Source organism: Paenibacillus sp. AD87 (assembly GCF_001659845.1).
GTDB classification, from domain to species: Bacteria; Bacillota; Bacilli; order Paenibacillales; family Paenibacillaceae; genus Paenibacillus; species Paenibacillus marchantiae.
The window spans coordinates 1,394,804-1,418,875 of sequence record NZ_LXQN01000007.1 but is presented as its reverse complement, the minus strand read 5'-3'; the positions used below and the strand labels follow the sequence as shown (position 1 = coordinate 1,418,875).

Here is a 24,072-nt window from a genome sequence, read left to right as displayed (position 1 = left end):
CCTTTTTTTGAACTAAAATCAAAATATTCTTCAATAAAATGAATTAGTTACCGATAAATTCTTGAGCCCAATATCCGTTGTAGAATCCAACACCAATTTTCGTAAAGTTTTTACTTAGGATATTCGCACGGTGGCCTTCGCTATTCATCCAAGCTGTAACAACCTCTTGAGGTGTTTTTTGCCCTTTTGCGATATTCTCGCCAGCATAGCTGTAAGTTACTCCGAATTGTTTCATCATGTCAAACGGAGAACCATAGGTCGGTGATTGGTGATCAAAATAATTGTTGTTGCTCATGTCTTTAACTTTGGCTACAGCCACTTTGTCCAAAAGAGCGTCGGAAGCCAATGCGCTCAGGCCAGCTTTGGCACGTTCAGCGTTCACAAGTTTTACTACTTGAGCTGCAAAATCCGATTGTGTGCTCTCGCTACCACTGTTGCTTGAATTGCCTGTATTGCCTGTATTGCCTGTATTGCCTGTAGTCGTTCCAGTTCCACTATTTGAAGGATCTTTGGCTGGTGTAGTTGCCGGTTTCTCGTCTTGAGTTGGTTTTGCAGGTGTTACGGGTTTTGCAGGTGTTGTCGGTTGAGCAGGTTTAGTAGTTAGATCAGGTTTAGTTGTTTGATCAGGCTGTGTTACAGGCTTCTCTACCGTTGTTTGTCCCTCGCCAGTTGATACAGTGTAACCATTATCTTTCAGCCATTGTTCAATGTACGCTTTTAAGCTATCCGCACTCGTAATTTTAAACGTTGTAGTTTTAGTAGTTGTTTTATATGATGCATCTGCAGCAGAAGCGGAAGCAGGGAGCATAACCCCTACGGCGAGTACGGCTGTCAGACTGCTGGTTACCACGGTTTTCATCCATTTCTTCTTCAAATTCATTCATCTCCTTAGAAATATTAGTTATGACAACTTTGTAATTAATACTCTAGGAGTATATCAATTGAATAGTAGATTGTGAACCCATAAATTATGGAAAAGTAAATTTTTTGTCATTTTTAATCCTGTTTCAAAGGGGCGTGGACGGTTTATAGTACATTGCACCATATCCTGCAACTTGCTCTTAAAACGCTGGTATATCAACTAAAACCCCAACCATCAACTTTAAAATACGGCATAAAAAATGGCATCCGGACAAGAAATGCTTGCCGAATGCCACTTATCTTCTATTTATCATTCACCACACCAAAACGTGAAGATCGCGATATAATAAAACTCTTTTTCTATAGAAGGACTTTACTGAAACGATAGCCTCTCTTCTGGAAACCAATATGCTCGTAGAAAGAATAGGTTGTTGAAGTCACTTCACGGTTCGCACCGGTGACAAACAATTGTTTACCACCTTGCTGTCTGCCCCAATCCTCGGCACGAGCCATCAGACGACGGCCAATTCCGCCCCCACGATGCTCTTGCCCTACAATCAAGGACGTAATTTGTGCGGCAGGTTCCGGATAGGCATGACTTTGCACACATTGCAAGCCAATCACACCAATAATCTGTTCATCCACTTCGGCAACAAGCATGCATGCGTTTGGATTGCTTTCCAAACATTCAATGCGCTCTTTCATGACATTGGCTGTTGTGGGATAGCTGACCTCTCGCATCAGTCCCGTTACCGCTTCAGCATCTCGCAGTTCACACTCTCGGATCATCAGTACAGGGGCCTCAACATTATTGGACATGATTTACCTCCACTTTCAGCATATTAGCGGCTTGTACCGCTGTTTTACGAGCTTCTTCCACATCTTGGCCGGCACTTAATGCTACGGCCATTCGGCGTCCCACTTTGGTCTCAGGTTTGCCAAATACACGAACCTGAGTACGAGGAAGCGCCAGTGCTTCTTCAATCCCGCCTACAGTAAAGTCAGATGTTTCATCATTAGCCTTCAGCGTTGCTGAAGCTCCCGGTGTCAGTAAATGTACACCTGTGACCGGAAAACCAAGAATTGCACGCACATGCAGCGCAAACTCGGAACTATCTTGCGTTACCATAGTAACCATGCCTGTATCATGCGGACGAGGCGATACCTCGCTGAACACAACTCCATCTGATGTCAGGAATAATTCGACTCCGAAAAGTCCATAACCACCGAGTTCATCCGTAACAGACTTGGCAATATGACAAGCTTGCTCCCATTGCTCCGGTGTCATCGCATGAGGCTGCCAAGATTCGACATAATCCCCATCTTTCTGAATATGACCGATCGGAGGACAAAATACAGTCCCTGAGACAGATCTAACAGTGAGCAGCGTAATTTCGCTGTCAAACTTCACAAAGCTTTCCACAATGACTCGTACGGATTTGCCACGTGCTCCCGAAAGAGCAATGTTCCAGCAATCCTCTACGTCATCCGATGTACGGCATACACTCTGCCCTTTACCGGAAGAACTCATTAGTGGTTTGATGACGCATGGTGTACCCAATTCACGAACAGCTTCCTGAAGTTGTTCCAGGTTGTCCGCAAAAAGATAGGCCGCTGTCGGAAGGTTCAATTGTTCGGCTGCCAGACGGCGGATGCCTTCGCGATCCATCGTTAAACGGGCAGCACGGGCCGTAGGAACGACACAAAATCCTTCTTCCTCAAGCTCGAGTAAAGCTTCTGTTGCGATTGCTTCAATCTCAGGTACGATGTAATGAGGTTGTTCCTTTCGGATCAATTGTTTCAGAGCTTCGGCATTTAACATGTCGATGCAGTAAGACCGATGCGCAACCTGCATGGCAGGTGCGTTTTCGTAACGATCAACAGCGATCGTCTCTACTCCCAGTCGTTGAGCCTCAATAACGACCTCTTTTCCCAATTCTCCGCTGCCCAATAGCAGCATTTTTTTGGCTTGAGCCGAAAATGGAGCACCCCACATGTTCTTTCCAATCCTCCCAAAGAGAAATCTTCTATATCTATCTCTCTATTTTCGGGGTTTTGGTTAAAGAATGCAAGAGTGCTCCCTATTTTTCTTGTGAATTTTACAAGATTTTTTGTGTTTTTTCGATCAATTTTTACAAAAATCTGTATTGAGCTTCTATTAACCCATTATAAACTCCTTGTTTCTGGATAAGTTGCTCATGGTTTCCTTCTTCCTTGATTTCACCATGATCCAGCACGATAATGTTATCCGCATTCCGGATCGTGGAGAGACGGTGGGCCACCATAAAGGAAGTTCTTCCTTGCAGCAGCACTTTCAAAGCCTCCTGAATTTTGAGCTCCGTTTCGGTGTCGATACTGGCAGTCGCTTCATCCAAAATCAAGATTCGAGGGTCAGCCAGCAAGGCACGGGCAAAGGATAACAATTGCCGTTGTCCCATAGATAATACATTCCCGCGTTCTTCGACTTCCGTATCGTATCCACCCGGCAGCTTCATAATAAATTCATGGGCATTAACTGCCTTCGCAGCTTCTTCCACTTCTTCATTGGTTGCATCAAGCCGTCCAAAACGAATATTATCGCGAATGGTGCCAGAGAAGATAAACGTATCCTGCAACACAATACTGATCTGGCTGCGCAGACTTTCGACCGTTACATCTCTTACATCCTGACCATCAATGGTAAGACGTCCGCCTGATATGTCATAGAATCGGCTGATGAGATTGATAATGGTACTTTTACCTGAACCCGTATGCCCTACAAGTGCAATCGATTGTCCGGCATCTGCCGCGAAACTGATTCCCTTCAGCGCCTGTCTGCCCTTCTCATATTCAAACACCACATTGTCGAATACAATATCTCCTTTAATAGAAGCAAGCGGCTTGGCTCCAGGTTTATCCGCAATACTTGGCTCCTCATCCATAAACTCAAAAATCCGTTCGGAGGAAGCCATGGCGACGAGCAACTGATTGTACATCTGTCCCAAACGGTTAATCGGGTCCCAGAAGTTGCCTACATAGTTAGCAAAAGCTACGAGCAATCCGATTGTCAGCTGATCCTGTTGAATCAGATAAGCACCAAACCAGAACAGGATTAACGTTCCGAAGCCGCCCGTAATTTCAATCAGAGGACCAAAGCCTTGGTTCATGGCCGATGCTCTATCCCATGATTTTTTGCTCGACAGATTCATGTTGTCAAAATACTTCATGTTTTCTTTTTCCTGCGTATAGGCCTGAGTCACACGGATCCCCTGAATGGATTCATTCAAATGGGAGTTGATGCGTGAGTTCTTCATACGTACATCCTGCCAGGCACGGCGGATCAGCACACGCAGTTTGGTCGAAATAATAAACATGAGCGGAACCGTAATAATGACCGCGAGGCCCAGTTTCCAGTTGATCAGCAGCAAAATGACGATAATCCCCAACAACTGCACACAGTCAATCATGACATTGACCGCACCGTTGGTGAACAGATCCTGCAGGGAGTTGATATCATTGGTGACACGCACCAAAACCGAGCCCGCAGGTCTTTTGTCAAAGAAGTTAAAGGACAGCTTCTGGATGTGTTTGAACAAATCCGAGCGAAGATCGTAAATGACCCGTTGCCCGATAATATTCGTCAATTTGATTCGGTACGTATTAGCCGCCCATTGAATCAGATACAACACAAGCACAGAACCAGCAATAATATAAAGCATCGTCAAGCTTGGCAAACCCGTTGCAGGTGCAATTGCTTTATCAATCGCCAAACTGATCAAAAATGGAACGGACAATTTCGTAATGGTACCCAAAATCATCATTAGAATAATGAGTGGCAAGAGTTGTCTTGCATAAGGTTTCATGTAAGCGAACAAACGTCCGAACTCACGCCAGTTAAACGGTTTTTCAATTATTTCGTCGTCCTGATATACAAAACGTTCATTCATTTTCTTGTCAGAGGTCTCTTTGACCTCGCGCCTATCGGCTACCGTATCGGCACTCATGAATTCACCTGCTCCCCAGCCTCCCGCTTACCGCGGGCAATATAATCTGCGTATTGAATCTCATATACGTCCCGGTAAGGTCCAGGCTCTTCAATGAGACGTTTGTGTGTGCCACGTTGAACGACACGTCCTTCATCCAGTACCAAAATCTCATCTGCGTGACGCAGGGAAGATATCCGATGCGCAATGATAAACGTCGTTCTTCCACGCATGACTTCCTGAAATCCGGATTGAATTTCATGTTCGGTCTCCATGTCGACTGCACTGGTTGCATCATCCAGAACGAGAATTTTCGGGTTTTTCAGCAGAGCTCTAGCAATTGCAATCCGCTGTTTTTGTCCTCCCGACAAGCCCATTCCCCGCTCCCCTACGACCGTATCGTATCCTTCAGGGAATTCCATGATGAATTCATGTGCTTTAGCCAATTTGGCTGCACGGATAATCTCATCCATGGTTACATTTTTGAGTCCATATGAAATGTTGTTGCGAATGCTGGAAGAGAACAGGAACGTTTCCTGGAACACAGAAGCAATCTGACTCCGCAGGCTGCGAATTCCAATGTCCTTAATATTTTTGCCGTCCAGCTTGATGGTGCCCGAGTTCACGTTGTATGCACGCATCAGGAGCTGAATAATAGTTGATTTACCCGAGCCTGTTCCTCCCAGGAAGCCAATGACGGAGCCTGGTGGCGCATCAAAGTTAATATCGGTCACTGCCGGCATTTTATTGCCGTAAGCAAAGGTAACGGATTCAAAGGCCACATGCCCTTTGACTTGATCAGCCTCTACAATGACCGGATCTTCTGTCTCTTGTACATCTACCGGCGTATTCAAAAGTTCCAACACCCGTTCACCCGATGCTTTGGATTGCGTATAGTTATTGATATGGAATCCAAGGTTCCACATTGGACCGATTATGTACCAGATCAAACTGAAAAAGGCAACGAGTTCACCGAGTGTTAACGTTTTCTGAATAACCATGTTTCCGCCAATGAGGAGCAGAAGAACTACGCTGACCGAAGCCAGAATCTCCATGATCGGAAAATATTGACTCCATAATGTTGCTGCATGAATCTGGTTCGTTTTGTAACGCTCGTTACGGACGGCAAACTTCTCCACTTCGTGAGGCTCACGTGCAAATGACTTTACAGTACGCACACCTGTAATATTCTCCTGTACTGCTGTCGTCAAAGAGCTGAGTGCCAGCCGCATTTCTTGGAATGCAGGGTGAATTCGGGATTCGAATCTCAGCGCAACGAAGGCAAGCAGAGGAATACATATGAGCGTTAGCAAGGTAAGCTTCCAACTCATGGTCATCATCATGATTGCGCCGAATACGACCATCAGAACCATGTTGAGAATTTGAGCGAAGCCAAATCCGATAAAGTTACGGATCGCTTCGAGATCTCCCGTGAGGCGGGACATCAAGTCTCCCGTTTTGGCCGTGTCGTAATACCGGAAGGATAAAAATTGAAGCTTTTCGTAACAAGCGTTACGAAGTCGGTACGCCAGGAAGTTTCCGAGACGCCCTCCAAAAAGACCGTGTAAAAATTGCATTCCCGCTTTCAAAATAACGACACCTAATACCGTTAAAGCAAGTTTGGGAACGTCTTCAAAATTACGCGGAGTGATGACGTCATCAATCAGTATCCTTAGCATGTTCGGATACACCAGTCCAAGCGCGGTCGCTATGGCGAGGCATAAGATCGATAAAAATAAATACGAGCGCTTCTCCCAGAAAAAGATCTGCAATTGCCTGAGAACATCCATGTCTCTCCTCCTCTTATATCGTTCAAAAACAGTATGAACATTTATGAAGTTTATCACCGTCCCCCCTTCGCGGCAAAGCGAATAAGCGACCATATTCAGGCTACTTTCACCTTAATGCGTCATTAAGGGAGGTAGATACCCTCCTATCAATCAAATGTTTGAATATTCTCTTCCTTTCAGGTTGTTCGTACCAAAAAAGGCTCCCTGTATACCTTTAGAGGCAGGGGCCTTTTTTGGTACAACGACAACATTTCAAAATATCGCTGTATAACTCATTCCGCTTTTCAACCGTTTACATACAGACATGGATTTGAATACCTTTTATTCACGTTCAATCTGCCCCAGTTGTACAGACAGACTCTCCCATTCTTCGGCAGGAATTCCACTGGTCATTGTCTCATGTAGGGCACCAACGGCCTCCTCAAGTCTCTCTTCCAATTGACGGGATTGATGCTGCAAAGACTGACCAAGCTGGTTGTCATAGAATTGAACAAGTTTATTCTCCGCAGCAGGCAGAACATCGATCACCATCTGTTTAATAACAGGATCAAGTGCCTCCTGCAGCCGCTGTCGTCCATCTCCTTCGAAGAACTGTTTTGGATTACGGAAATAACTCAGATATGTTTTCCAACCCGAAGGTTCTTCCAAACGCACCTCGTCCAGGACAGGTGTACTCCAGCGTTCGTTCAGCGGCAACGACAGATCCATTCCTCCAGATAATCGTTTCAATTCATCTACACATTCGGTCACTTGTTTGTGCAGCCAAGTCTGACCCGCCTGTTCGAGTCGGAGTGTAGTGGCAAGCAGTTCCTGCTCCAGTTCGATGGCAATCATGCGCAGCAGTTCGCGACCGCAGGCTGCAAAGGCTGCTTTCAGATTCCCACGATCCTCACGAAGAACGGATGGATGGAACGCTTCTGCCATGAACAGACCAAAACGATAACCCAGGCGCTGCCGCACATGGAACAGAAGTTCAGACGTTTCCTGAGCCAGTTCTGCCTTCATGGACCGTTCCGCAAGCAAATGTACCCTCTGAAGCGACTGTTCCTGGATTGAGCCCAGCTCATCCCGACGTCGCTGTAGAACCTCTTCCCCCTGAGTCGCATCCTCGGCACGTGTCTTCAGACGTTTTATCACCCGTGCGATCTCTTCAGAAGCTCCACCAACTGCAAGGTCCGCAAGCTCACTTCCTGCAAATCGGTTAAATTCTTCCTCGAACTGAATGAAGCCGGATTTCTCCAGCAAAGTCGCATCGTTGCCCGTCTTGCCTTCCATTGCCAGCATGCTGGATACAGGAAATAGGCGTGGTGCCCGAATGCCATTACTGCGCAGCTGAGTACTCACATGGTCAAGAACCTGCTCCAACTCCTCTTCAGAGGAAGACAAATCACTTGCATTAACCACAAAGAACATTTGATCCATGGCCGAGCTGTCTTTGACGCGTCCCAATTGGTTCAGGAACTGTCGGTCTCCTTGAGAGAAGGCATGATTGTAGTACGTTACGAAAATGAGTGCATCCGCATTCTTCATATAATTGAATGTGACGCCCGTATGACGGGCATTCACGGAGTCAGCCCCTGGCGTATCTACAAGGACAATGCCTTGTTCTGTCACATCACAACTGTAGTACAGGTCAATACTGTCGACAAAGCAAGACTTCTTCTCATTAGCGACAAAGTTACGATATCCGTTCAGATCCACCAGCACATCCTGGCCGAGTTGAGCTGCGGTATCCTCCCAGCCTGCTGCAGCTGCCTGCAAAAAGCTGTAATGCGGACGCCCCGCTGGATGCACATCCTGTGGTGAAAGGGCTTTGACGCGTTTTTGCCAGTCTGCCCCAGGCTCGCCCAGTCCAAGCAAACGGAAGGAATACGCAAGATCCTCCTGGAAGGCGTCCGGGGTCTTCATTTTCACCCGGGCTGTTCCATGCTCCGCGCCACCGGACGGAGCCATGATCCGGTTAATTGCCGCTGTCGTTGGATGCGGCGAGACCGGTAACACGGCTTCGCCCAGCAACGCGTTGGCGAAAGAGGATTTGCCGGCGCTGAACGCTCCGAACAGCGCCAGCGTAAACGTGCCGCCCGCAAGCGAAGTCGCGCGTGCACGCAGATCCCGTACCGCCGACCCCATGGCGGGGTACGGCTCTACCAGCGCAGCGGCGGCTTCCAGCCGTGCCGCCGCTGCGTCTAGGCGGCGGCGACGCTGTGCGCCAGCCGCCGGCTGCCCGTGCACCGCCGCTTTGCGCGGCGGCGGTGCCCCCGGAGTCTGTGGCTGCGCAGCCACAGACTCTGCCGTGCCCGTGTGCGGGCCGGGTGCTTCACCCGGCTCGTGCGCGGGCACGGGCGGGCCCTGCACCTCCGGCAATAGCCCGGAGGTGAGGGGGCCCGCAGGCGGCAGCAGGCTGCGCAGCCCTGCTGCCTCGGCGTCGGCGGCGCGCTGTAGCGCCGTGTAGCGCGCCGCCGACGCGGATTGCGCCAGCAGCGCTGTGCGGCTGGCGTCCAGCGCCTGGAGCGCGGCTTCGCCTTGCGCGCCCAGCGCTTCAAGCAAGCGGTCGGCCAGCATCATGGCCGCCCTGCGGTAACGGGCCTCAATCTCGCCCCGTATATCTTTGCTGAATTGAAGCACATACTCGGGAGATACTTCTGCGCTGGCGCTCCGTTTCATCTCCAGCAGTGCTTCATCTACTGTAGGCAGCTCCGCGTTCAGCGCCTGCTCCCACTCAGCACCCCACAGCTGATGGGCTTCGCCCAACTGTCTAAGCATGGTACGGATATGCACTTCTACTTGTCCCGAGACCTGATCATGCAGAAGTCTCACAAGCTCAGCGGCACGACGCAGTTTCTCCTGCTCGGTTTTACCACCAGAGAACAATAAGCCTACCCGGAAACCGGGTTTACGGCTCTCCAAATAAGCTGCCGCAGAGGTACGAATATCGGCAGGGGTTAGGTTCGCATTTGCCAGAAGGGGTTCCAACTCCGCCCGAAACTTCTCCCGTTCCCGTGATGGTTTGGAACGAAGTTCTGCTTCCTTTTGATCCAGGAGACCCAACTCCCGTTCCAGGTGTTCAATACCTTCCTTGCCCCCTACTTCCTCCAAGAGCGCTGTCTCTTCCTCTTCGCGTTCTTCCGCACGTCTAGTCAGGTGCTGCTCAGTCACATGGCTCGCAGAGCTTGCAAGGCTGTGCTTGATTAACCCTTCCTTCTCATTCATCATATGTTCAATCAGTTGAGGCAGCTGCTTCCACTGGCTGTAACGATGCTCCTTGTCCCGAAGCGAAGTAAACAGCAGACCATCATACCGGACTTCCCAGGCTGCAAAAATAGCTTCTACACCTTCAACATATTGGTCAAACGAGAGCTCCCGTTCCCGATGTTTATCAATCTGGTTTACGATTAGAAACAACGGTTTGCCCCAATCGGACAAACTTTTGGCAAAAGAAAGGTTGCTTTCCGATTGCACATGGTTATAATCCATCACATAGAACACCACATCGGCAAGATGAAGTGCTGAATGTGTTGCTAGGCTGTGCCCCTGATCGGTCGAATCCACGCCTGGTGTATCAAGTAATACCGCATCATCTTTCAGTAGAGGAATGTCGTCCCATACTTCAATGGAGGTGTATGCCCCACCATTCTTGCAATACTCTTCCAATTGTTCTGGCGAAACCTCAAGTACTCCCGCTGAATTGTCAGCGCTTACGTTCGATGACGTATAAATAAGTGCTCTCGGCTCACCGTTACGGATGGATACAACATTCGCACTTGTAGGTACAGGACTCGAAGGCAAAACCCGCTTGCCACATAAACTATTAATTAGACTCGATTTGCCTGCCGAGAAGTGTCCACAAAACGCAATCGTTAACTGTTTCATTTCCGCCTTACTGATCAAATCCGTTAAAGCCTGTACAGCTGTATGGTCCCCTGTCTGCTCCATCGCTTCTCGCAGTGGAAGCAGAGGTTTGGCCATCTCTACTGGGTAATCTGTTCTGGACATGACTGGCCTTCCCCCTGGCTCCTCTAATTTGACATCTGGTCCGATGTCTTTATCTTATAATTCATTTATTTTACCATTATCAAGTTTGAAATTGAACGGTTTGAATGCAAGATGACTGACAAAGAAATTTTCACATCGCAATTCTCCACATAAAAAAATAAAACCGATCCTGTCGGTTTTATCTGTGAAACGATTGTATTCCATAAGAAGCATGCTGCGTCCATGCCCAATGGGATCACCTTCAAAAGGATAACCATATGACATAGAAGCAGCATACCTTATTATTCCAAGTCTCTTAAGAAACAGCGTTCTCCATCGAAGGCAGCAAAATTTCAAATACTTGTCCATGCTGCAAAATAGTAATGTCACGACCTTTATCTCTCATGACAACCACTTCTGGTTTCGTGGACATACGCTCCAGATAATGTTCAGGCACATCGCCAGAATGGCTTACAGTGATGCCTTCTACTTCTTTTTCTTCGTTTTCAGCCATTTCCTGTTCAACGATTTGTTCGAAAATATCGGAGAAGGCCTCAAAATTGTCAGTGTACACGGAAATGCATTTCATGATTACTCATCCTCTTCTACTCATTAATTTATTTTTCGTTTTGGGGTTGTGGCACGTTCCTTATCTTTCCTGATTTGGGACGTTTTCATACGCTTTTTACCTTCTCTGCATATGTCCAGCAATGGACAGACATGACATTGAGGGTTTTGTGCCTTGCAATGGTAGCGTCCAAAAAATATGAACCGATGATGAGTTAAAGTCCACTCATCCCGGGGTACGCGCTTCATCAGTTTTTTCTCGACTTCAAGTACGGAGTCATCCCAACCTGCCAGTGCCAGCCTTTTGGATACACGTTCAACATGCGTATCCACCGCAATTGCCGGGACTCCAAATGCATTGGATACAACGACATTTGCAGTTTTTCGCCCGACACCAGGGAGCGTCACAAGCTGATCATGTTCCTGCGGTACATCACCGCCATACTGCTCTATTAAAATTCGGCACATGTTCTGAATATGCTTGGCCTTGTTTCGGTACAAACCGATACGCCGGATATCCTGTTCCAGTTCTTCGAGAGGAACAGACAGATAATCGGCAGGACTGGTGTACTTTTTGAACAAGTCTGCGGTTACCTTGTTTACCGTTTCGTCGGTGCACTGGGCAGACAATAGGACGGCTACAGTCAATTCAAACGCATTGCTGTGATTTAATTCGCAATGTGCATCAGGAAACATCGCTTCCATTGTTTCGAGTATATGCCTAACAGTGGCTGCATTCATGAAGAGCTACCTCCCACAAAATGACTCCACGAGGTGGAGCCTTACTTCGAAGCTTCTTTCGAGTACTTTGCGGGGACCCCAAAAATCTTGCAAAAAAAACGTCCTGATACGGGAAAGATCCCGCATCAAGACGGTCATTCTTTTGATCCTCGAAAAGAAACGATTACTGTTTTTGGATCTCCAGTACAACGTTGTTCAGGAGATACAATACAATATTATCATTATCTTTGAGAGATTGCACGCTTAAAGTGTTGTCACCCTGGTGAACAAATGCGCCTGTACCCAGTGCAAAACGATAATTCGTGTCAGATGTGGACTCACGTTTAACCAAAATTTGGTTACCGACTCCATCATAAGACCAGAACTGTTTGCTCATGACCGTCAACACTCTGAAACGGGTGGAATTATCCGTATCCTTTGTCATCTCAACACGATCACCTACAGTAAGACTGCCAAGTGTGGTTAACGTAGATCCCGATTTGACCACTTTTACAGAACCACTAACAGGAACCGTCTCACTTTGACCATTGAACAGTTTCAGTGTAACTGACGAAGCATCAACAGATGTAACCTCCGCAAGCGTACGTTTAACGACTTGAACCGCTTTAGGCGTAGTTCCCTCAAATGTAACGTTAATCAGGTTGCCCGCTGTCAATTGTGACGCCGTAATGGTCTGACCACTTTCTCCTGTCAAAACCGCTTGATCGACATAGAACTGACTTGTCAGCGAATCCGATTTCACGCGAACACGTCCATTGGTTTCTACAGAGACTACTTCAAATTGAGCCACGGTGTTCAAAGCCACTTTCTGCACATAGTCCTGATTCGAACCCAGCGTAACTGTGACACTATCACCGATCTTCAGATCACTCAGACTTGCTCCAGATTTGTTGTAGATCTCAATCGTTGGAAGCGTAGAGTATGGCACCGTGATCGTTTGGTTTCCAGACAACAAACTGATTTTTCTGCCCGAAGTATCAATACTGCTGATTGTGCCTTCGTATTTGTAGATCACTTTAACGGATAGCGCACGAGTTCCCACATACGTCAGATCCAATTTGCGACCATCATTTAACAAAGACTCCAATCCAGCAAGTGTAGGCTTCGATGTGTTGTAGTCCAGCTTCGTTTTGTCATCCAGCGTGAACACAAACGGTTTTTTATTGCTGTCGAGAACCGTCAATACTTTTGTTTTACTGTTGTAGGATACAACGGAAACCCCGTTCATTGGCTCCATCTGACGTCCGATTACTTGAATGCGCGTCACACGGTCTTCAGAGTTTAGCGTAAGCTCAACCTGATCTCCATTAGTTGCGTCCGTAATCAGATCATTCAGTGTAGCATCCTGGATTCCGTTGATAACTACTTCAGGCTTTTCTACCAGCAGCTTCGCTTCCAGCGATCCACCTTCACGTTTAAACGTCAGTGTTGATTGGTTACCACCGATCTCTACCAGTGTACCGCGTAAAGACTGCTCTACACCTTGCGACAATTCAATCGTTTGCAGGACGCTGTCTTTCACCGTATACTTCACTGCACTTCCCGCTTTGAGCTCAGCCAGGGAAAGGATTCGGTCCTGGTAACGAATGATTAGATTATCATTATAGGTGTATTGCTCTGTAGTTCCGGCTGCATTGGTAAGCTTAATCGTTTTGGCAGAAGTCGTTACTTCAGCAACGACACCACTATCACTTTTGTTGACAATACCGGACTTCACACGAATAACAACTGTCTTTTTGTCAGCCGAGAACGTCTCACGTTGTACTTCAATGGTGCTATCTGCTGTAATATCAGACAGTTTGATTGCATTTCCATTTTGATCCATAAATGCTGTTGCCTCATCATAGCCGTACGTTTCATAATTCTCGCCTACAAACAAGCCAATTTTATTACCTGATAATGAACGAGCAAAAGTACCTTCAACGCTTTCTACCTGCGGCGTAGCATCGACCACTTCGACATAGGAAGCCGTACCGGTAGTACCTACAATCTGAACTTTTGTATACAGCTTCACATCCGCAGACGATGCACGGGATTCACTGTCTTTTGTAAAGTAAGGCGTACTGCTGTTCACTGCGAAGTTAACAGCTTTTCCGTCCACAACAAGCGTAATCTGCCCATCTTTTAATCCTGTTACATAACCTGTGGATGTATTCGCATATTTCGTATCCGTTAACGTTTCGCCGCGGCTGAAGAATGTAGCAAGTTGTGCACGAGTTACAGAGCCGGTTGGATTAAACTTGTTGCCTTCTACACCTTTGGCCAGATCCAAACTTACAGCCAGATTGATGTAACCTTTACCACTTTCGGAAATGCTATCATTATCAGCAAATCCGGTAGATTGATTGTTTTGTGCCTTCGCTTCAGCATCTTTGTTCAACGAACGGATCAGCAGTTTTGTAATCCATTCACGTGATGCCTGTTTCTGCCCCCAGGATGTTTTGGATACATCCACTGTAGATTCTTCGGTTTTATCAATCAGTCCCAGTTGAAGCGCCAAAGCGACATATGGCTTGAAATAGTTTCCCACTTCCATATTTGTCGGTAATGCCGTAGCCGTGCTGTCGTTCAACTGGTTCTCCTTGTTCATAAAACGGATCGCCATCGTCACAGCTTCCTGCTGTGTTACCGCGTCTCCTGGACGGAACAGGCCGTTGTTACCGAGAAGAATGCCTTGATAGGCCAGTTTGTACACATGTTTCTCAGCCCAATATCCGACCTTGATATCACTGAACAAACCGGTTGGTGCAGCTGTATTGCTTACAGTTGCAGTCTGGCCTTGCCCCGTATCTGTTGATTCTGCTGCCATGGCAGCTCCGCCAGCGCTAAGGGCCATCATGCCTGCAAGCACGGCTGAAACTACTTTTTTAGAGTGTGATGGATTGTTATATTTAAAAGTCACCTGTGATTCCCCTCTCTAATGTAAAACGGCCGATATTCCGCAGATTCACGGTAAAACAACATGCTGTACAACCTATTCGGATCGTGTCATTGGATGCTCAAGATCCACATGGCCCATCAAACTCTCGGATTGCTGGCCATCTACCAGCAAATCAAGTGATTTGACTTCATCAAATTGGAAAAACGTTTGTTTCAAAGCATCAATGGCAAACACTTCGCCACCTGCACCAAGACGTGCTGTATCCGGCATGTGGATATCCAGGGTAAGCGCGCCGTCTTTGAACTGAACAGATTTCAGTTCAATTTCTTTCGCCCAAAGGGGAACGAGTTTGTCGTCCTTGCTTTGTTGCAGCGCTGCAAATGCAGCCTTGTACTTGGCTTCATCAGAAGCGTAAGAAATATCTGCCGATGCTTTGTGCAATTCCAACTCTTCCAGATCTGTGTAGTACACTTCAATGGTCTTCTTCTCATTACTTTCGGAAGTTCCAGGTTTCTCTGAAGTAGTTCCACCCGATGGAGTCGTTGTACCCTCCGTAGTGCCTTCAGTGGTATCCGGTGTCGTTGTCGTTGTATCCTCCGGATCCACAGTTACAGGTTCAGTAATATCCGTCTCATTCTGATCCTCAGGCGCATTATTCTCTGTTCCCGCACCTTGAGTCTGATTTGGAGCTGGAGCAGCTGTTGGCTTGCTTCCACATCCAGCAGCAACTGTCATAACCGTTACCAGCAGCGCTGCAATCCATAATTTTTTGTTCATTCTAACTCCGCCTCCTGATCATAAGGGTTGAACCCTTATTTAATTCCCAGATACTCCTTGATCCCTGCAACAATCCCTTTGGCTACACTGTTCTGGAAACTTTCAGTGAACAATGCGGCTTCATCGCTCTTGTTGCTCAGGAAACCGGCTTCCAGCAAAACAGCCGGCATCGTTGTTTCACGGGTTACGTGGAGACTTGCCGTTTTTACTCCGCGGTCCTTCAGGCCAGATGATTGCAAGAGATACTTGTGCATCACCGTAGCCAATGCCTTGCTATTCGAACGGGTGTAATACGTCTCCACACCGTTTGCCGCTGCAGACCCACTGTTCGCATGAATGGAAATAAAGATGTCCGCCTTCAATTTTTCTGCGATCTTTACTCGTTCACTCAAAGCCAAAAATGTATCATCGCTGCGCGTCAGCACAACGTCAATGTTAGATTCTTTTTTCAGCAATGCTTCCACTTTCAGAGCCATTGCCAGATTGAAGTCTTTTTCCTTCTTGCCGGTTACACCGATGGCTCCCGGGTCCTGATTACCATGTCCAGCGTCTACAACAACAACTTTTTTTCCATTGTTTCCAACAGGAGGTTGCGGTGTTGTAGTGCCTTCTTTGTTCAGATCAATCATAACCAGACCGGAGTCACTTTGCACGTCATAACCTTTGGCATTACTCAGATCAATGACAAAACGGAGAGTAGAAGGACTATTGCTGTACAAGGAATAACGAATCTTCGACACATCCGGATATCCACTCACGACAAGCTGTCCATTCTGGTTGCTGTCCAAAGCTTGTCCTTCACTAAAAGAGTCAGCGAATGCGGTATTTGGCAAGTCTATAACGATTCGATCCGGTCCTGTCATCGTGAAGACGTTCGGCTTCGTATTTCCGCTTGTTGCAATCAAAAAGCGGTTGTCACTGAAGCTGATGCCGTTCACCAGTACAAGACCATCCTGATCCGATCCTCCACCATCATTACCAGAGTTCGGAGGAGTGGTTGTCCCGTTTCCGGAACCTGAATTCTGGGTAACTAATGTTACCGTCTTCGTTGTATTGTTCCAACCCACCTTAAGACCCATTTGCTCACCAATGAACCTTAAAGGCACAAGTGTGGTTCCATTTTTCACGAGTGGCGGGGCATCCAGGTTCACGTTACTGCCGTTCACCGTTGCCGTCTTCTGTCCAACAATCATCTGCATGGCAGTGTTGTCTTTGCTAATAGTCACGGTGCTTGTTGCCTGTTTCCAGTCCACACCATATCCCAGGCTCTCCGAAATAACCCGAATCGGAACCATCACGCTGCTATTGATGATTTCCGCTTTGGCATCCGAAGGCTGCACAATTTCTTTCCCATCTAGGATAATGTGCGTATCTGCTGCTGCATGACTATAGCCCGGGAAAACGAGCCCAAAGACAAATAACAGTACCAAAAAACCGAACTTCTTCATCCTTCACCCCTACCATTCTCATATTTTTTTGCCGCATGTTGTGAACCTTCAGCTCCGACTGACCACTGAGGCATTACCAGACACCTATTAGACGCCTCGTACTCTCAAAAGTTGCGAATATATTCCAACATAACAGAAAAAAAACGTTGTCAAATCAAGCTTTTTCTACATTTTATTGTCTGAATTTTTCCTTAATTATCAATTATGCATCTCGAAACAACGGACTACCCTGACCTTCATATTTGCGCACTGCCCACTTTAAAGACCTAAATATTCAACAATTCCGTCTACGATGGCCTGTGCACAATTGTTCTGATAATCTTCAGTCAGCATCATTGCTTCATCAGCTGGATTACTCAGAAATCCGAGTTCAAGCAGAACTGCGGGCATCGTTGTTTCACGGGTTACATGCAGACTTGCCGTTTTGACTCCCCGATCCTTAAATCCTGTAACCTGCAACACATGCTTATGCAAAACATCGGCCAAATCCTTGCTATCTTTACGACTGTACAACGTTTCAATTCCATTAGGAACAGGAGTTGTAAACTTGTTTCCATGGATCGACACAAAAATATCCGCCTGATTCAGCTGGGCAATATCTACACGCTGCTGCAGGGATAATTCCGTATCATCCTGCCTTGTAATCACCGTCTGAATCTCCGTATATTGTTGCAGAAGTGCCTGAACTTTGAGTCCCACAGCCAAATTAAAGTCCTTCTCATAGGCACCTGTCACACTGACGGCCCCTGACTGTCGTCCACCATGTCCTGGATCAATAATGACAACCTTTTTGCCATCATTGGTTGGCACAGCAGGCTGACTTGTTGGTTCTCCATTACTCGCCGCAAGGTCAACAAGCAACACGTTGTTCTCGCCCAGTGACCATTTGGCAGTCGCCACCTGACTCAGATCAAGGACCACACGCACCGTTGAAGGCGTTTGGCTGAACATTGCATATCGCACCTTGGAAACCAGCGATGAATCCGTAACCAGAAGAGTTCCGCTGCCATCCGGATTGGAAGCCTGTCCCTGGATGAACTCCTTAGCAAATGTGGTGCCGGGCAGATCTACGATGATACGATCAGGTCCGCTGAGACTGGAAACCTTCGGTGTGATTTTCCCGTTCGTCGCCAAGATTAGACGGTCCCCGCCGAAGCTGATACTTTGAAGCTCAGACAGACCTTCTGGTTCAGGAGCCTCCACTGGGTCATTTTCACCTTCGGTACCTGCTACAGGAGGAATACTTGATAGGCTTACTGTCTTGGTTCCATTGTCCCATCCCACCTGAAGACCCATGCCTTCACCGACAAAACGTAGCGGAACCAGTGTAGTCCCCTGTTTAATTAGAGGCGGAGAATCGAGACTCACCCGATTTCCATTCACGGTGGCCGCATCTTCGCCTGCCGTCATCTGGATACTGCTGTTACCTTTGAGAATACGAACAGTCTGAGTGGCTTTCTCCCATTTCACCTGATAACCGAGGTTTTCAGAGACGATCCGAATGGGCACCATCACGGTTTTGCCAGTATTCTCGGCTGGAGCTCCCGACTGCTGGTTAATGGTCACACCGTCCAGCACAATCGAGGGAGACGAATCGGCATTTGCCATGACAGGAAATAAACAGAGGAACAGAAAAACAAAGACTGCTGCCGACCATTTCTTCATACATCAACCACCATTCTGTTTGTCTTTTGAACCTTCGACCTGATTCGCAGTGATGCAACACTCGACTCTATCTACCCTTCCATAATCTACTAATCAGTTTATCAGATATTGTCACTTCATCCGGTTACAACGTTGTCATATTTAGTCGGAATATCCTATAACTCGAAAACATAATTGCATCATTGCCAAATGCAAAAAACCTCCAATTCGATCCAAGGAACGGTGAAGTTCCCTGCACGATTGGAGGTTTGAAATACAAATTACAGATGAAAGATTAGACTGAGGCCGTTTGCCCAAACAGCTTTGCCGCGTGGCGTTGTTCATAAGCCCCTATTTCGTCATCATGTTGAAGCGTGAGACCAATATCGTCCAATCCTTGCAACAGGAATTGGCGACGATGCTCATCCAGATCAAAATCAATATGCAGTCCGTATGCATCTGTAATCGTTTTGTTTTCCAGATTCACATTCATCTCATAGCCTTCATGTGTAGCTGTACGCTGGAACAGATCTTCAACCTGCTCTTCGGAAAGTTTGATCGGCAAGATCCCGTTTTTGAAACAGTTATTATAGAAGATATCCGCATACGATGGTGCAATTACACAACGGAAACCGTAGTCCATAATGGCCCATGGTGCGTGCTCACGAGAAGATCCACAACCAAAGTTGGCGCGTGAGATCAGAATGGATGCCCCTTCGTAGCGAGGTTTATTCATTTCAAAAGAAGGATTGTTGTTGCCCTCTTCGTCAAAACGCCATTCGTAGAACAAAAATTGTCCAAATCCGGTCCGTTCGATCCGTTTCAAAAATTGTTTCGGAATGATTGCATCTGTATCTACATTGACCCGGTCTACCGGTGCAACGATGCCTTGCAGTGTTTTGAATTCTTCCATATCATTCGTTCTCCCTTCAATCCGTTCGTTGTTAGATAGCTGCTTCCGTTTTGAAATTCCAGTCACGTACGTCAACGAAGTGTCCCTTAACCGCTGCTGCAGCCGCCATTGCAGGAGATACGAGGTGAGTACGTCCTCCACGTCCCTGACGTCCTTCAAAGTTACGGTTGGATGTCGAAGCACAACGTTGTCCGGGTTTCAATACGTCCGGGTTCATTGCCAGACACATACTGCATCCTGCATCACGCCATTCAAATCCAGCCTCAGTGAACACTTTATCCAGACCTTCTTTTTCCGCCTGAATTTTAACACGTCCCGAGCCTGGTACAACGATCGCTGTAACATTACTGGATACGGTGTGACCTTTGGCTACCTGTGCAGCAGCACGCAAATCTTCAATCCGTCCATTCGTGCATGAACCTATAAATACATAATCAATTGGAATTTCGGAGATTGGTGTTCCAGGTTCCAAGCCCATATATTCAAGCGCTTTTTCAGCTGCTTTACGTTCGTTTTCAGTTGGCAATTCAGCCGGGACAGGAACTTTCGAAGAAATGTCGGTTCCCATACCTGGGCTAGTACCCCAAGTCACTTGCGGAATCAATGATTCCACATCGATTTCAACCACATGGTCGAATTCAGCACCTTCGTCGGTTACAAGCTCTTTCCAGGCAGCAACCGCTTCATCGAATTGGCCATCGGCAGGTACGTATTCACGTCCACGCAGATATTCAAAAGTTGTTTCATCCGGAGCAATCATGCCCGCTCTTGCTCCACCTTCGATGGACATGTTGCAGACGGTCATACGCTCTTCCATGCTCAGTTCACGGATCGATTCACCTGTATATTCAATAACATATCCAGTAGCAAAGTCTGTACCGTATTTGGCGATGACTGCGAGAATCATATCCTTCGCCGTTACACCCGGGTTACGTTTGCCGACAAAACGAACTTCCATCGTTTTGGCTTTGGCTTGCTGCAAACATTGGGTTGCCATAACATGTTCTACTTCACTCGTTCCGATCCCGAATGCGAGTGCGCCAAATGCGCCGTGTGTGGACGTGTGGCTGTCGCCACATACAATCGTTTTACCTGGATGAGTCAGGCCGAGCTCAGGACCCATAACGTGTACAACACCTTGATCGATGGTATCCAGGTCATACAGTTTTACGCCGAAGTCACGGCAGTTTTGTGAAAGTGTGTCGATTTGTTGTTTGGAGATTGGATCCGTAATGTTAAAACGATCTTTCGTTGGAACGTTGTGATCCATTGTTGCGAACGTCAACTCAGGGCGACGAACTTTACGGCCGCTCAGACGCAGACCTTCAAACGCCTGTGGGGATGTCACTTCATGCACCAGATGCAGATCGATATACAAAATGCTTGGTTTGCCTTCTTCCTGATGAATCACGTGGTTTTCCCAAATTTTCTCAAACATCGTTTTTTTACTCATCATTTTCACCTCATCATAAGTTCGGTCCTTGGAAGAGCCTCAGTAGTTTCTTTAAAAGTGAAGCTCTTGAATGACATAAATATATCACCCTGTCCTTCATTGTTCCAAGATATAATATCTATAGATGTAATAGGTTTAACCTATAATGAGGGAAAAGCAAATAAACCACTGCTCTATGCAGAGGTTTCAATTGATAACAATTATCATTATCATATAAGTCTTATACTACGTTCCAGCTTCTTCGCTGTCAATGCTTTTTATATTAAATAGAAAAAAAGCAGCCCTGATGCCAGGGCTGCGATGACTAATTCTCACCAGCTCTAGACGGTCCCGTCCACACACAGTACAAACGACGTATGAATAACCGAATGAAATAAATGAGACAACGGATCAGCAGATTGAGGTCTTGAAAAAAAGTACGATCGCTACCTCCCGTATTCCCCACATCTATCCATTCATTGCATTCCTGCCTCTGCTGGAAGTGAATTACTTCTTGTCCCCACTGCTTTAATAACGAAATTGTAGGCTTTGGCAGAATCTATGCCGTTTAAAGTATAGCTGTAACTTGTCTGACCGCTGACCGCCGGCACATACACGCTCCAATTCGTGCTGACTTTATCATTCTTCTCGTAAATCCGGTAACCTCGCACCGGCTCAGAGCTAGTTGCTGGCGCTTTCCACGAAAGAACTGCACGGTTCGCTGACTGTCTTACTGCGCTTGGATTTTCGACTATGCCTGGTTTGCCGTCCGTCCGTTTAATACTGTAAGCATCATAGACGGCAAGAGGTTTATCTTTAACTGCTGTGTAGGATGTAACTTTCAGCACGTCGCTTGTAATGGAAACATCCAGGAACATTTTCTTATTGGGCTGATCGTTTTTTGCTGCAAAAAACGTGTCTGCGTCTGGATTAAGAGCATAGAATTTCGAAGCGGCCGAGTTCCCCATTAGATACACGGTCCCTTTGGGATTCAGCACATTTCCATGCTCATCGGTAATGACATTCTTAATCGGAACGTTGTTCAGCATTTGAAAAGATCTCATATACATATGGTCATGTCCCTCAAACACCATATCCACACCCAGCTCATCAAATACAGGAATCAGATATTTCCGGTAAAATTCTACACGTTCGCTTTCTGCCGAAGCATTATCTCCTGAAGAATAAGCTCCCTTATGCATAGAGACGAATTTCCACTTCTTGTCGGTCTTTGCCACCTGATTCCGCATCCATTCCAATTGCTTCGTGAACTGAATATCCGCTTTGTACGGCTTGACCTCCCCTTCGTACTGGGAATTGATTTGCATAAACAGGGCATCGCCGTATTCGAAAGCATATACCGACCCGTCATGAGCACCAGTCCCCACATCTTTTGGAAGATTAAAATGGTTATAAAAATTATTATTCGGATAATCCTCGATCTCATGGTTGCCGATTATCGGCGCAAATGGTACATTGGCAAATTCTTTTTTCGGCACACCCAAGAACCACTGCCACAGCTGCTCCAGATCACCGTCATCCGTTAGATCCCCTGTAAGAAGAACAAACTTTGGATCTACCGTTTTCTCAATAGCTCTCTTAAAAGTATCCTGCCACAGATCGAAATTGGATTTACTTGAGCCTTGGGTGTCGGTTACATAGAGGAAATGGAAATCCTGATTATCCGCCTTGTCTGTGGTAAAAGAACCCGTCTCGCTCCAGCCGTCCACATCACCGTTACCGGCGCGATACATATACTTGGTTCCAGGCTTAAGACCGGTTGCAATAACCTTGTGGCTGGCGAACTTCTTATACTTCTTGGAACTTCTGTCTCCTGACGTCATTAAGGTTTCAATAATTGTTGAACTACCCTCATAAGAAGTTGCCAGCTGTTCTGGGAACTCGCTTCCTCCGGCTTTGGAGGCCTCCACTACTTGCACTACTGTACTTCTTACGGTTTCGGCCGTATACCAGTCAAAAGCGATACTTGTCTTGGGGTCCCCATTAAAAGTCATATTCAACAGCGTTGGTGTTTTGTTGCCGGTATCCGGAGACTTCGTCTTAAAGCTCCAAGTAATATCGTTGTCTGGTGTCCGGCCGTCCCCAGTCCCCTTAACAAGTTCTTTAGGGATGGTCACCTTATAAGTTTTGCCGGCAGTAAAATTAGGATGGCTGACTTTAACCGTGTCTTGACCGAGGGGCGAGGCAGAGATGTTGGTAAGAGGGACATTGTTTTCTGTGATTACAACTTGATGACCACTAACGAGACTAATGGCTTTATTAAACTTCACTGTAATCTCTGCGTTAAGGGAAACATCTGCAGCCCCTGAAGCGGGAGTTTTATTTACCTCAAGTGTGGGAGTGTTCCCTGGTTCGCCGCTGATGCGTGTTCCTTTAATTACCACATCTTTGATTCTGCTTGAGCCTGAGCTGGACACCGTTCCCCCGCTTACGCTTTTCGCAGAGTTTACCACCCAGCGGATATAAAGTACATCTTGATTGTTTGTTTCCCCAGGCAATGCGAGGTTCGTTAATTTGCAGGAATTATTGGAACAATTAAAATTGTTCTGGGCAAGAACCATTTTGCCGCCCGAAACATCTGTCCATTGCTGCTGATTCGTACTGTATTGCACCTTAAAATCCCTAGGTCCTGTACTTGAAGATGTTTGCTGTGAAGAGAGGACGATACCTTCGAAGCCTTTGGTCGAAACCGTGGCAAGCCAGTACTTAATGCCCGTTCCTTCATGCCAGCCCTGGTTGCGTACGCTGTTCTCACCTGACTCATAGGTGTATGCATCCGTATTTGTTCCTACATCACGAATGGATGAAGCTGTTTGATATATCCCGCCGGTAGCCGGAAACACTCCGTTCTCACCTTTATCTTTAAAAATCCACTGGGCAATCGTTTCCTGAACTGCAGTTGCTTCACTTGCAAGATCTTCCTCATTTCCTTCCCTTCCTGCTGAGACAAAACCGGTCAACTCCATGGCAAGCAGCAAACCTATAACCAATAGACTGATTACCTTGGAGAATCTGTTCTTGAGATAAGATTGGTTGTTGTCCATTCGCCCCATCTCCCTCCTG

The 24,072-nt window shown here is 46.8% G+C and carries 15 protein-coding genes; all 15 read right to left on the bottom strand.

The features are described from left to right. Positions 1-43: 43 nt before the first annotated feature. The 15 genes from gpAD87_RS06495 to gpAD87_RS06420 all read right to left on the bottom strand — a co-directional run bounded on the left by gpAD87_RS06495 (position 44) and on the right by gpAD87_RS06420 (position 24,053). Entirely contained in the window at positions 44-874 is an 831-nt protein-coding gene (locus gpAD87_RS06495; protein ID WP_231952458.1) for a CAP domain-containing protein, read from the bottom strand. Positions 875-1,221: 347 nt separating this feature from the next. Further along, positions 1,222-1,680 (bottom strand): GNAT family N-acetyltransferase, encoded by a 459-nt coding sequence (locus gpAD87_RS06490; protein ID WP_062328403.1) that lies wholly within the window; start codon positions 1,678-1,680, stop codon positions 1,222-1,224. Then, entirely contained in the window at positions 1,670-2,857 is a 1,188-nt protein-coding gene (gene purT / locus gpAD87_RS06485; protein WP_064636942.1) for a formate-dependent phosphoribosylglycinamide formyltransferase, read from the bottom strand. The genes gpAD87_RS06490 and purT overlap by 11 nt, the downstream gene beginning before the upstream one ends. A 136-nt stretch (positions 2,858-2,993) precedes the next feature. Continuing rightward, positions 2,994-4,844, bottom strand: coding sequence for an ABC transporter ATP-binding protein (locus gpAD87_RS06480; protein WP_064636940.1), 1,851 nt, complete (start codon positions 4,842-4,844; stop codon positions 2,994-2,996). Continuing rightward, a complete protein-coding gene (locus gpAD87_RS06475) occupies positions 4,841-6,613 on the bottom strand; it encodes an ABC transporter ATP-binding protein (protein ID WP_063563179.1) in 1,773 nt (590 codons plus the stop codon). The genes gpAD87_RS06480 and gpAD87_RS06475 overlap by 4 nt, the downstream gene beginning before the upstream one ends. A 321-nt stretch (positions 6,614-6,934) precedes the next feature. Then, the gene (locus gpAD87_RS06470) at positions 6,935-10,606 is read right to left on the bottom strand and encodes a dynamin family protein (RefSeq protein WP_064636938.1); all 3,672 of its coding nucleotides are present in this window, start codon (positions 10,604-10,606) and stop codon (positions 6,935-6,937) included. Between the two features lie 295 nt (positions 10,607-10,901). Then, positions 10,902-11,174 (bottom strand): hypothetical protein, encoded by a 273-nt coding sequence (locus tag gpAD87_RS06460; protein WP_024630585.1) that lies wholly within the window; start codon positions 11,172-11,174, stop codon positions 10,902-10,904. A gap of 23 nt (positions 11,175-11,197) precedes the next feature. After that, a complete protein-coding gene (gene nth / locus gpAD87_RS06455) occupies positions 11,198-11,893 on the bottom strand; it encodes an endonuclease III (RefSeq protein WP_063566827.1) in 696 nt (231 codons plus the stop codon). A 163-nt stretch (positions 11,894-12,056) separates the two neighbouring features. Beyond that, entirely contained in the window at positions 12,057-14,795 is a 2,739-nt protein-coding gene (locus gpAD87_RS06450) for an S-layer homology domain-containing protein (protein ID WP_064636933.1), read from the bottom strand. Positions 14,796-14,867: 72 nt separating this feature from the next. Then, positions 14,868-15,551, bottom strand: coding sequence for a GerMN domain-containing protein (locus tag gpAD87_RS06445; RefSeq protein WP_064636931.1), 684 nt, complete (start codon positions 15,549-15,551; stop codon positions 14,868-14,870). 35 nt (positions 15,552-15,586) lie between these two features. Further along, entirely contained in the window at positions 15,587-16,999 is a 1,413-nt protein-coding gene (locus gpAD87_RS06440; RefSeq protein WP_064636929.1) for an N-acetylmuramoyl-L-alanine amidase family protein, read from the bottom strand. 258 nt (positions 17,000-17,257) lie between these two features. Beyond that, a complete protein-coding gene (locus gpAD87_RS06435) occupies positions 17,258-18,664 on the bottom strand; it encodes an N-acetylmuramoyl-L-alanine amidase family protein (protein ID WP_064636927.1) in 1,407 nt (468 codons plus the stop codon). 274 nt (positions 18,665-18,938) lie between these two features. Continuing rightward, a complete protein-coding gene (gene leuD, locus gpAD87_RS06430; RefSeq protein ID WP_063566822.1) occupies positions 18,939-19,556 on the bottom strand; it encodes a 3-isopropylmalate dehydratase small subunit in 618 nt (205 codons plus the stop codon). A 31-nt stretch (positions 19,557-19,587) separates the two neighbouring features. Continuing rightward, positions 19,588-21,009, bottom strand: coding sequence for a 3-isopropylmalate dehydratase large subunit (gene leuC, locus gpAD87_RS06425; RefSeq protein ID WP_063566821.1), 1,422 nt, complete (start codon positions 21,007-21,009; stop codon positions 19,588-19,590). Between the two features lie 455 nt (positions 21,010-21,464). Continuing rightward, a complete protein-coding gene (locus gpAD87_RS06420) occupies positions 21,465-24,053 on the bottom strand; it encodes a metallophosphoesterase (protein ID WP_064636925.1) in 2,589 nt (862 codons plus the stop codon). Between the last annotated feature and the right edge of the window lie 19 nt (positions 24,054-24,072).

What these genes read in the sequence shown, in the direction of transcription:
- gpAD87_RS06490 (WP_062328403.1), bottom strand. Translation starts at nt 1,680, where the DNA reads ATGTCCAATAATGTTGAGGCCCCTGTACTGATGATCCGAGAGTGTGAA.
- purT (WP_064636942.1), bottom strand. Translation starts at nt 2,857, where the DNA reads ATGTGGGGTGCTCCATTTTCGGCTCAAGCCAAAAAAATGCTGCTATTG.
- gpAD87_RS06480 (WP_064636940.1), bottom strand. Translation starts at nt 4,844, where the DNA reads ATGAGTGCCGATACGGTAGCCGATAGGCGCGAGGTCAAAGAGACCTCT.
- gpAD87_RS06475 (WP_063563179.1), bottom strand. Translation starts at nt 6,613, where the DNA reads ATGGATGTTCTCAGGCAATTGCAGATCTTTTTCTGGGAGAAGCGCTCG.
- gpAD87_RS06470 (WP_064636938.1), bottom strand. Translation starts at nt 10,606, where the DNA reads ATGTCCAGAACAGATTACCCAGTAGAGATGGCCAAACCTCTGCTTCCA.
- gpAD87_RS06460 (WP_024630585.1), bottom strand. Translation starts at nt 11,174, where the DNA reads ATGAAATGCATTTCCGTGTACACTGACAATTTTGAGGCCTTCTCCGAT.
- nth (WP_063566827.1), bottom strand. Translation starts at nt 11,893, where the DNA reads ATGAATGCAGCCACTGTTAGGCATATACTCGAAACAATGGAAGCGATG.
- gpAD87_RS06445 (WP_064636931.1), bottom strand. Translation starts at nt 15,551, where the DNA reads ATGAACAAAAAATTATGGATTGCAGCGCTGCTGGTAACGGTTATGACA.
- gpAD87_RS06440 (WP_064636929.1), bottom strand. Translation starts at nt 16,999, where the DNA reads ATGAAGAAGTTCGGTTTTTTGGTACTGTTATTTGTCTTTGGGCTCGTT.
- gpAD87_RS06435 (WP_064636927.1), bottom strand. Translation starts at nt 18,664, where the DNA reads ATGAAGAAATGGTCGGCAGCAGTCTTTGTTTTTCTGTTCCTCTGTTTA.
- leuD (WP_063566822.1), bottom strand. Translation starts at nt 19,556, where the DNA reads ATGGAAGAATTCAAAACACTGCAAGGCATCGTTGCACCGGTAGACCGG.
- leuC (WP_063566821.1), bottom strand. Translation starts at nt 21,009, where the DNA reads ATGAGTAAAAAAACGATGTTTGAGAAAATTTGGGAAAACCACGTGATT.
- gpAD87_RS06420 (WP_064636925.1), bottom strand. Translation starts at nt 24,053, where the DNA reads ATGGACAACAACCAATCTTATCTCAAGAACAGATTCTCCAAGGTAATC.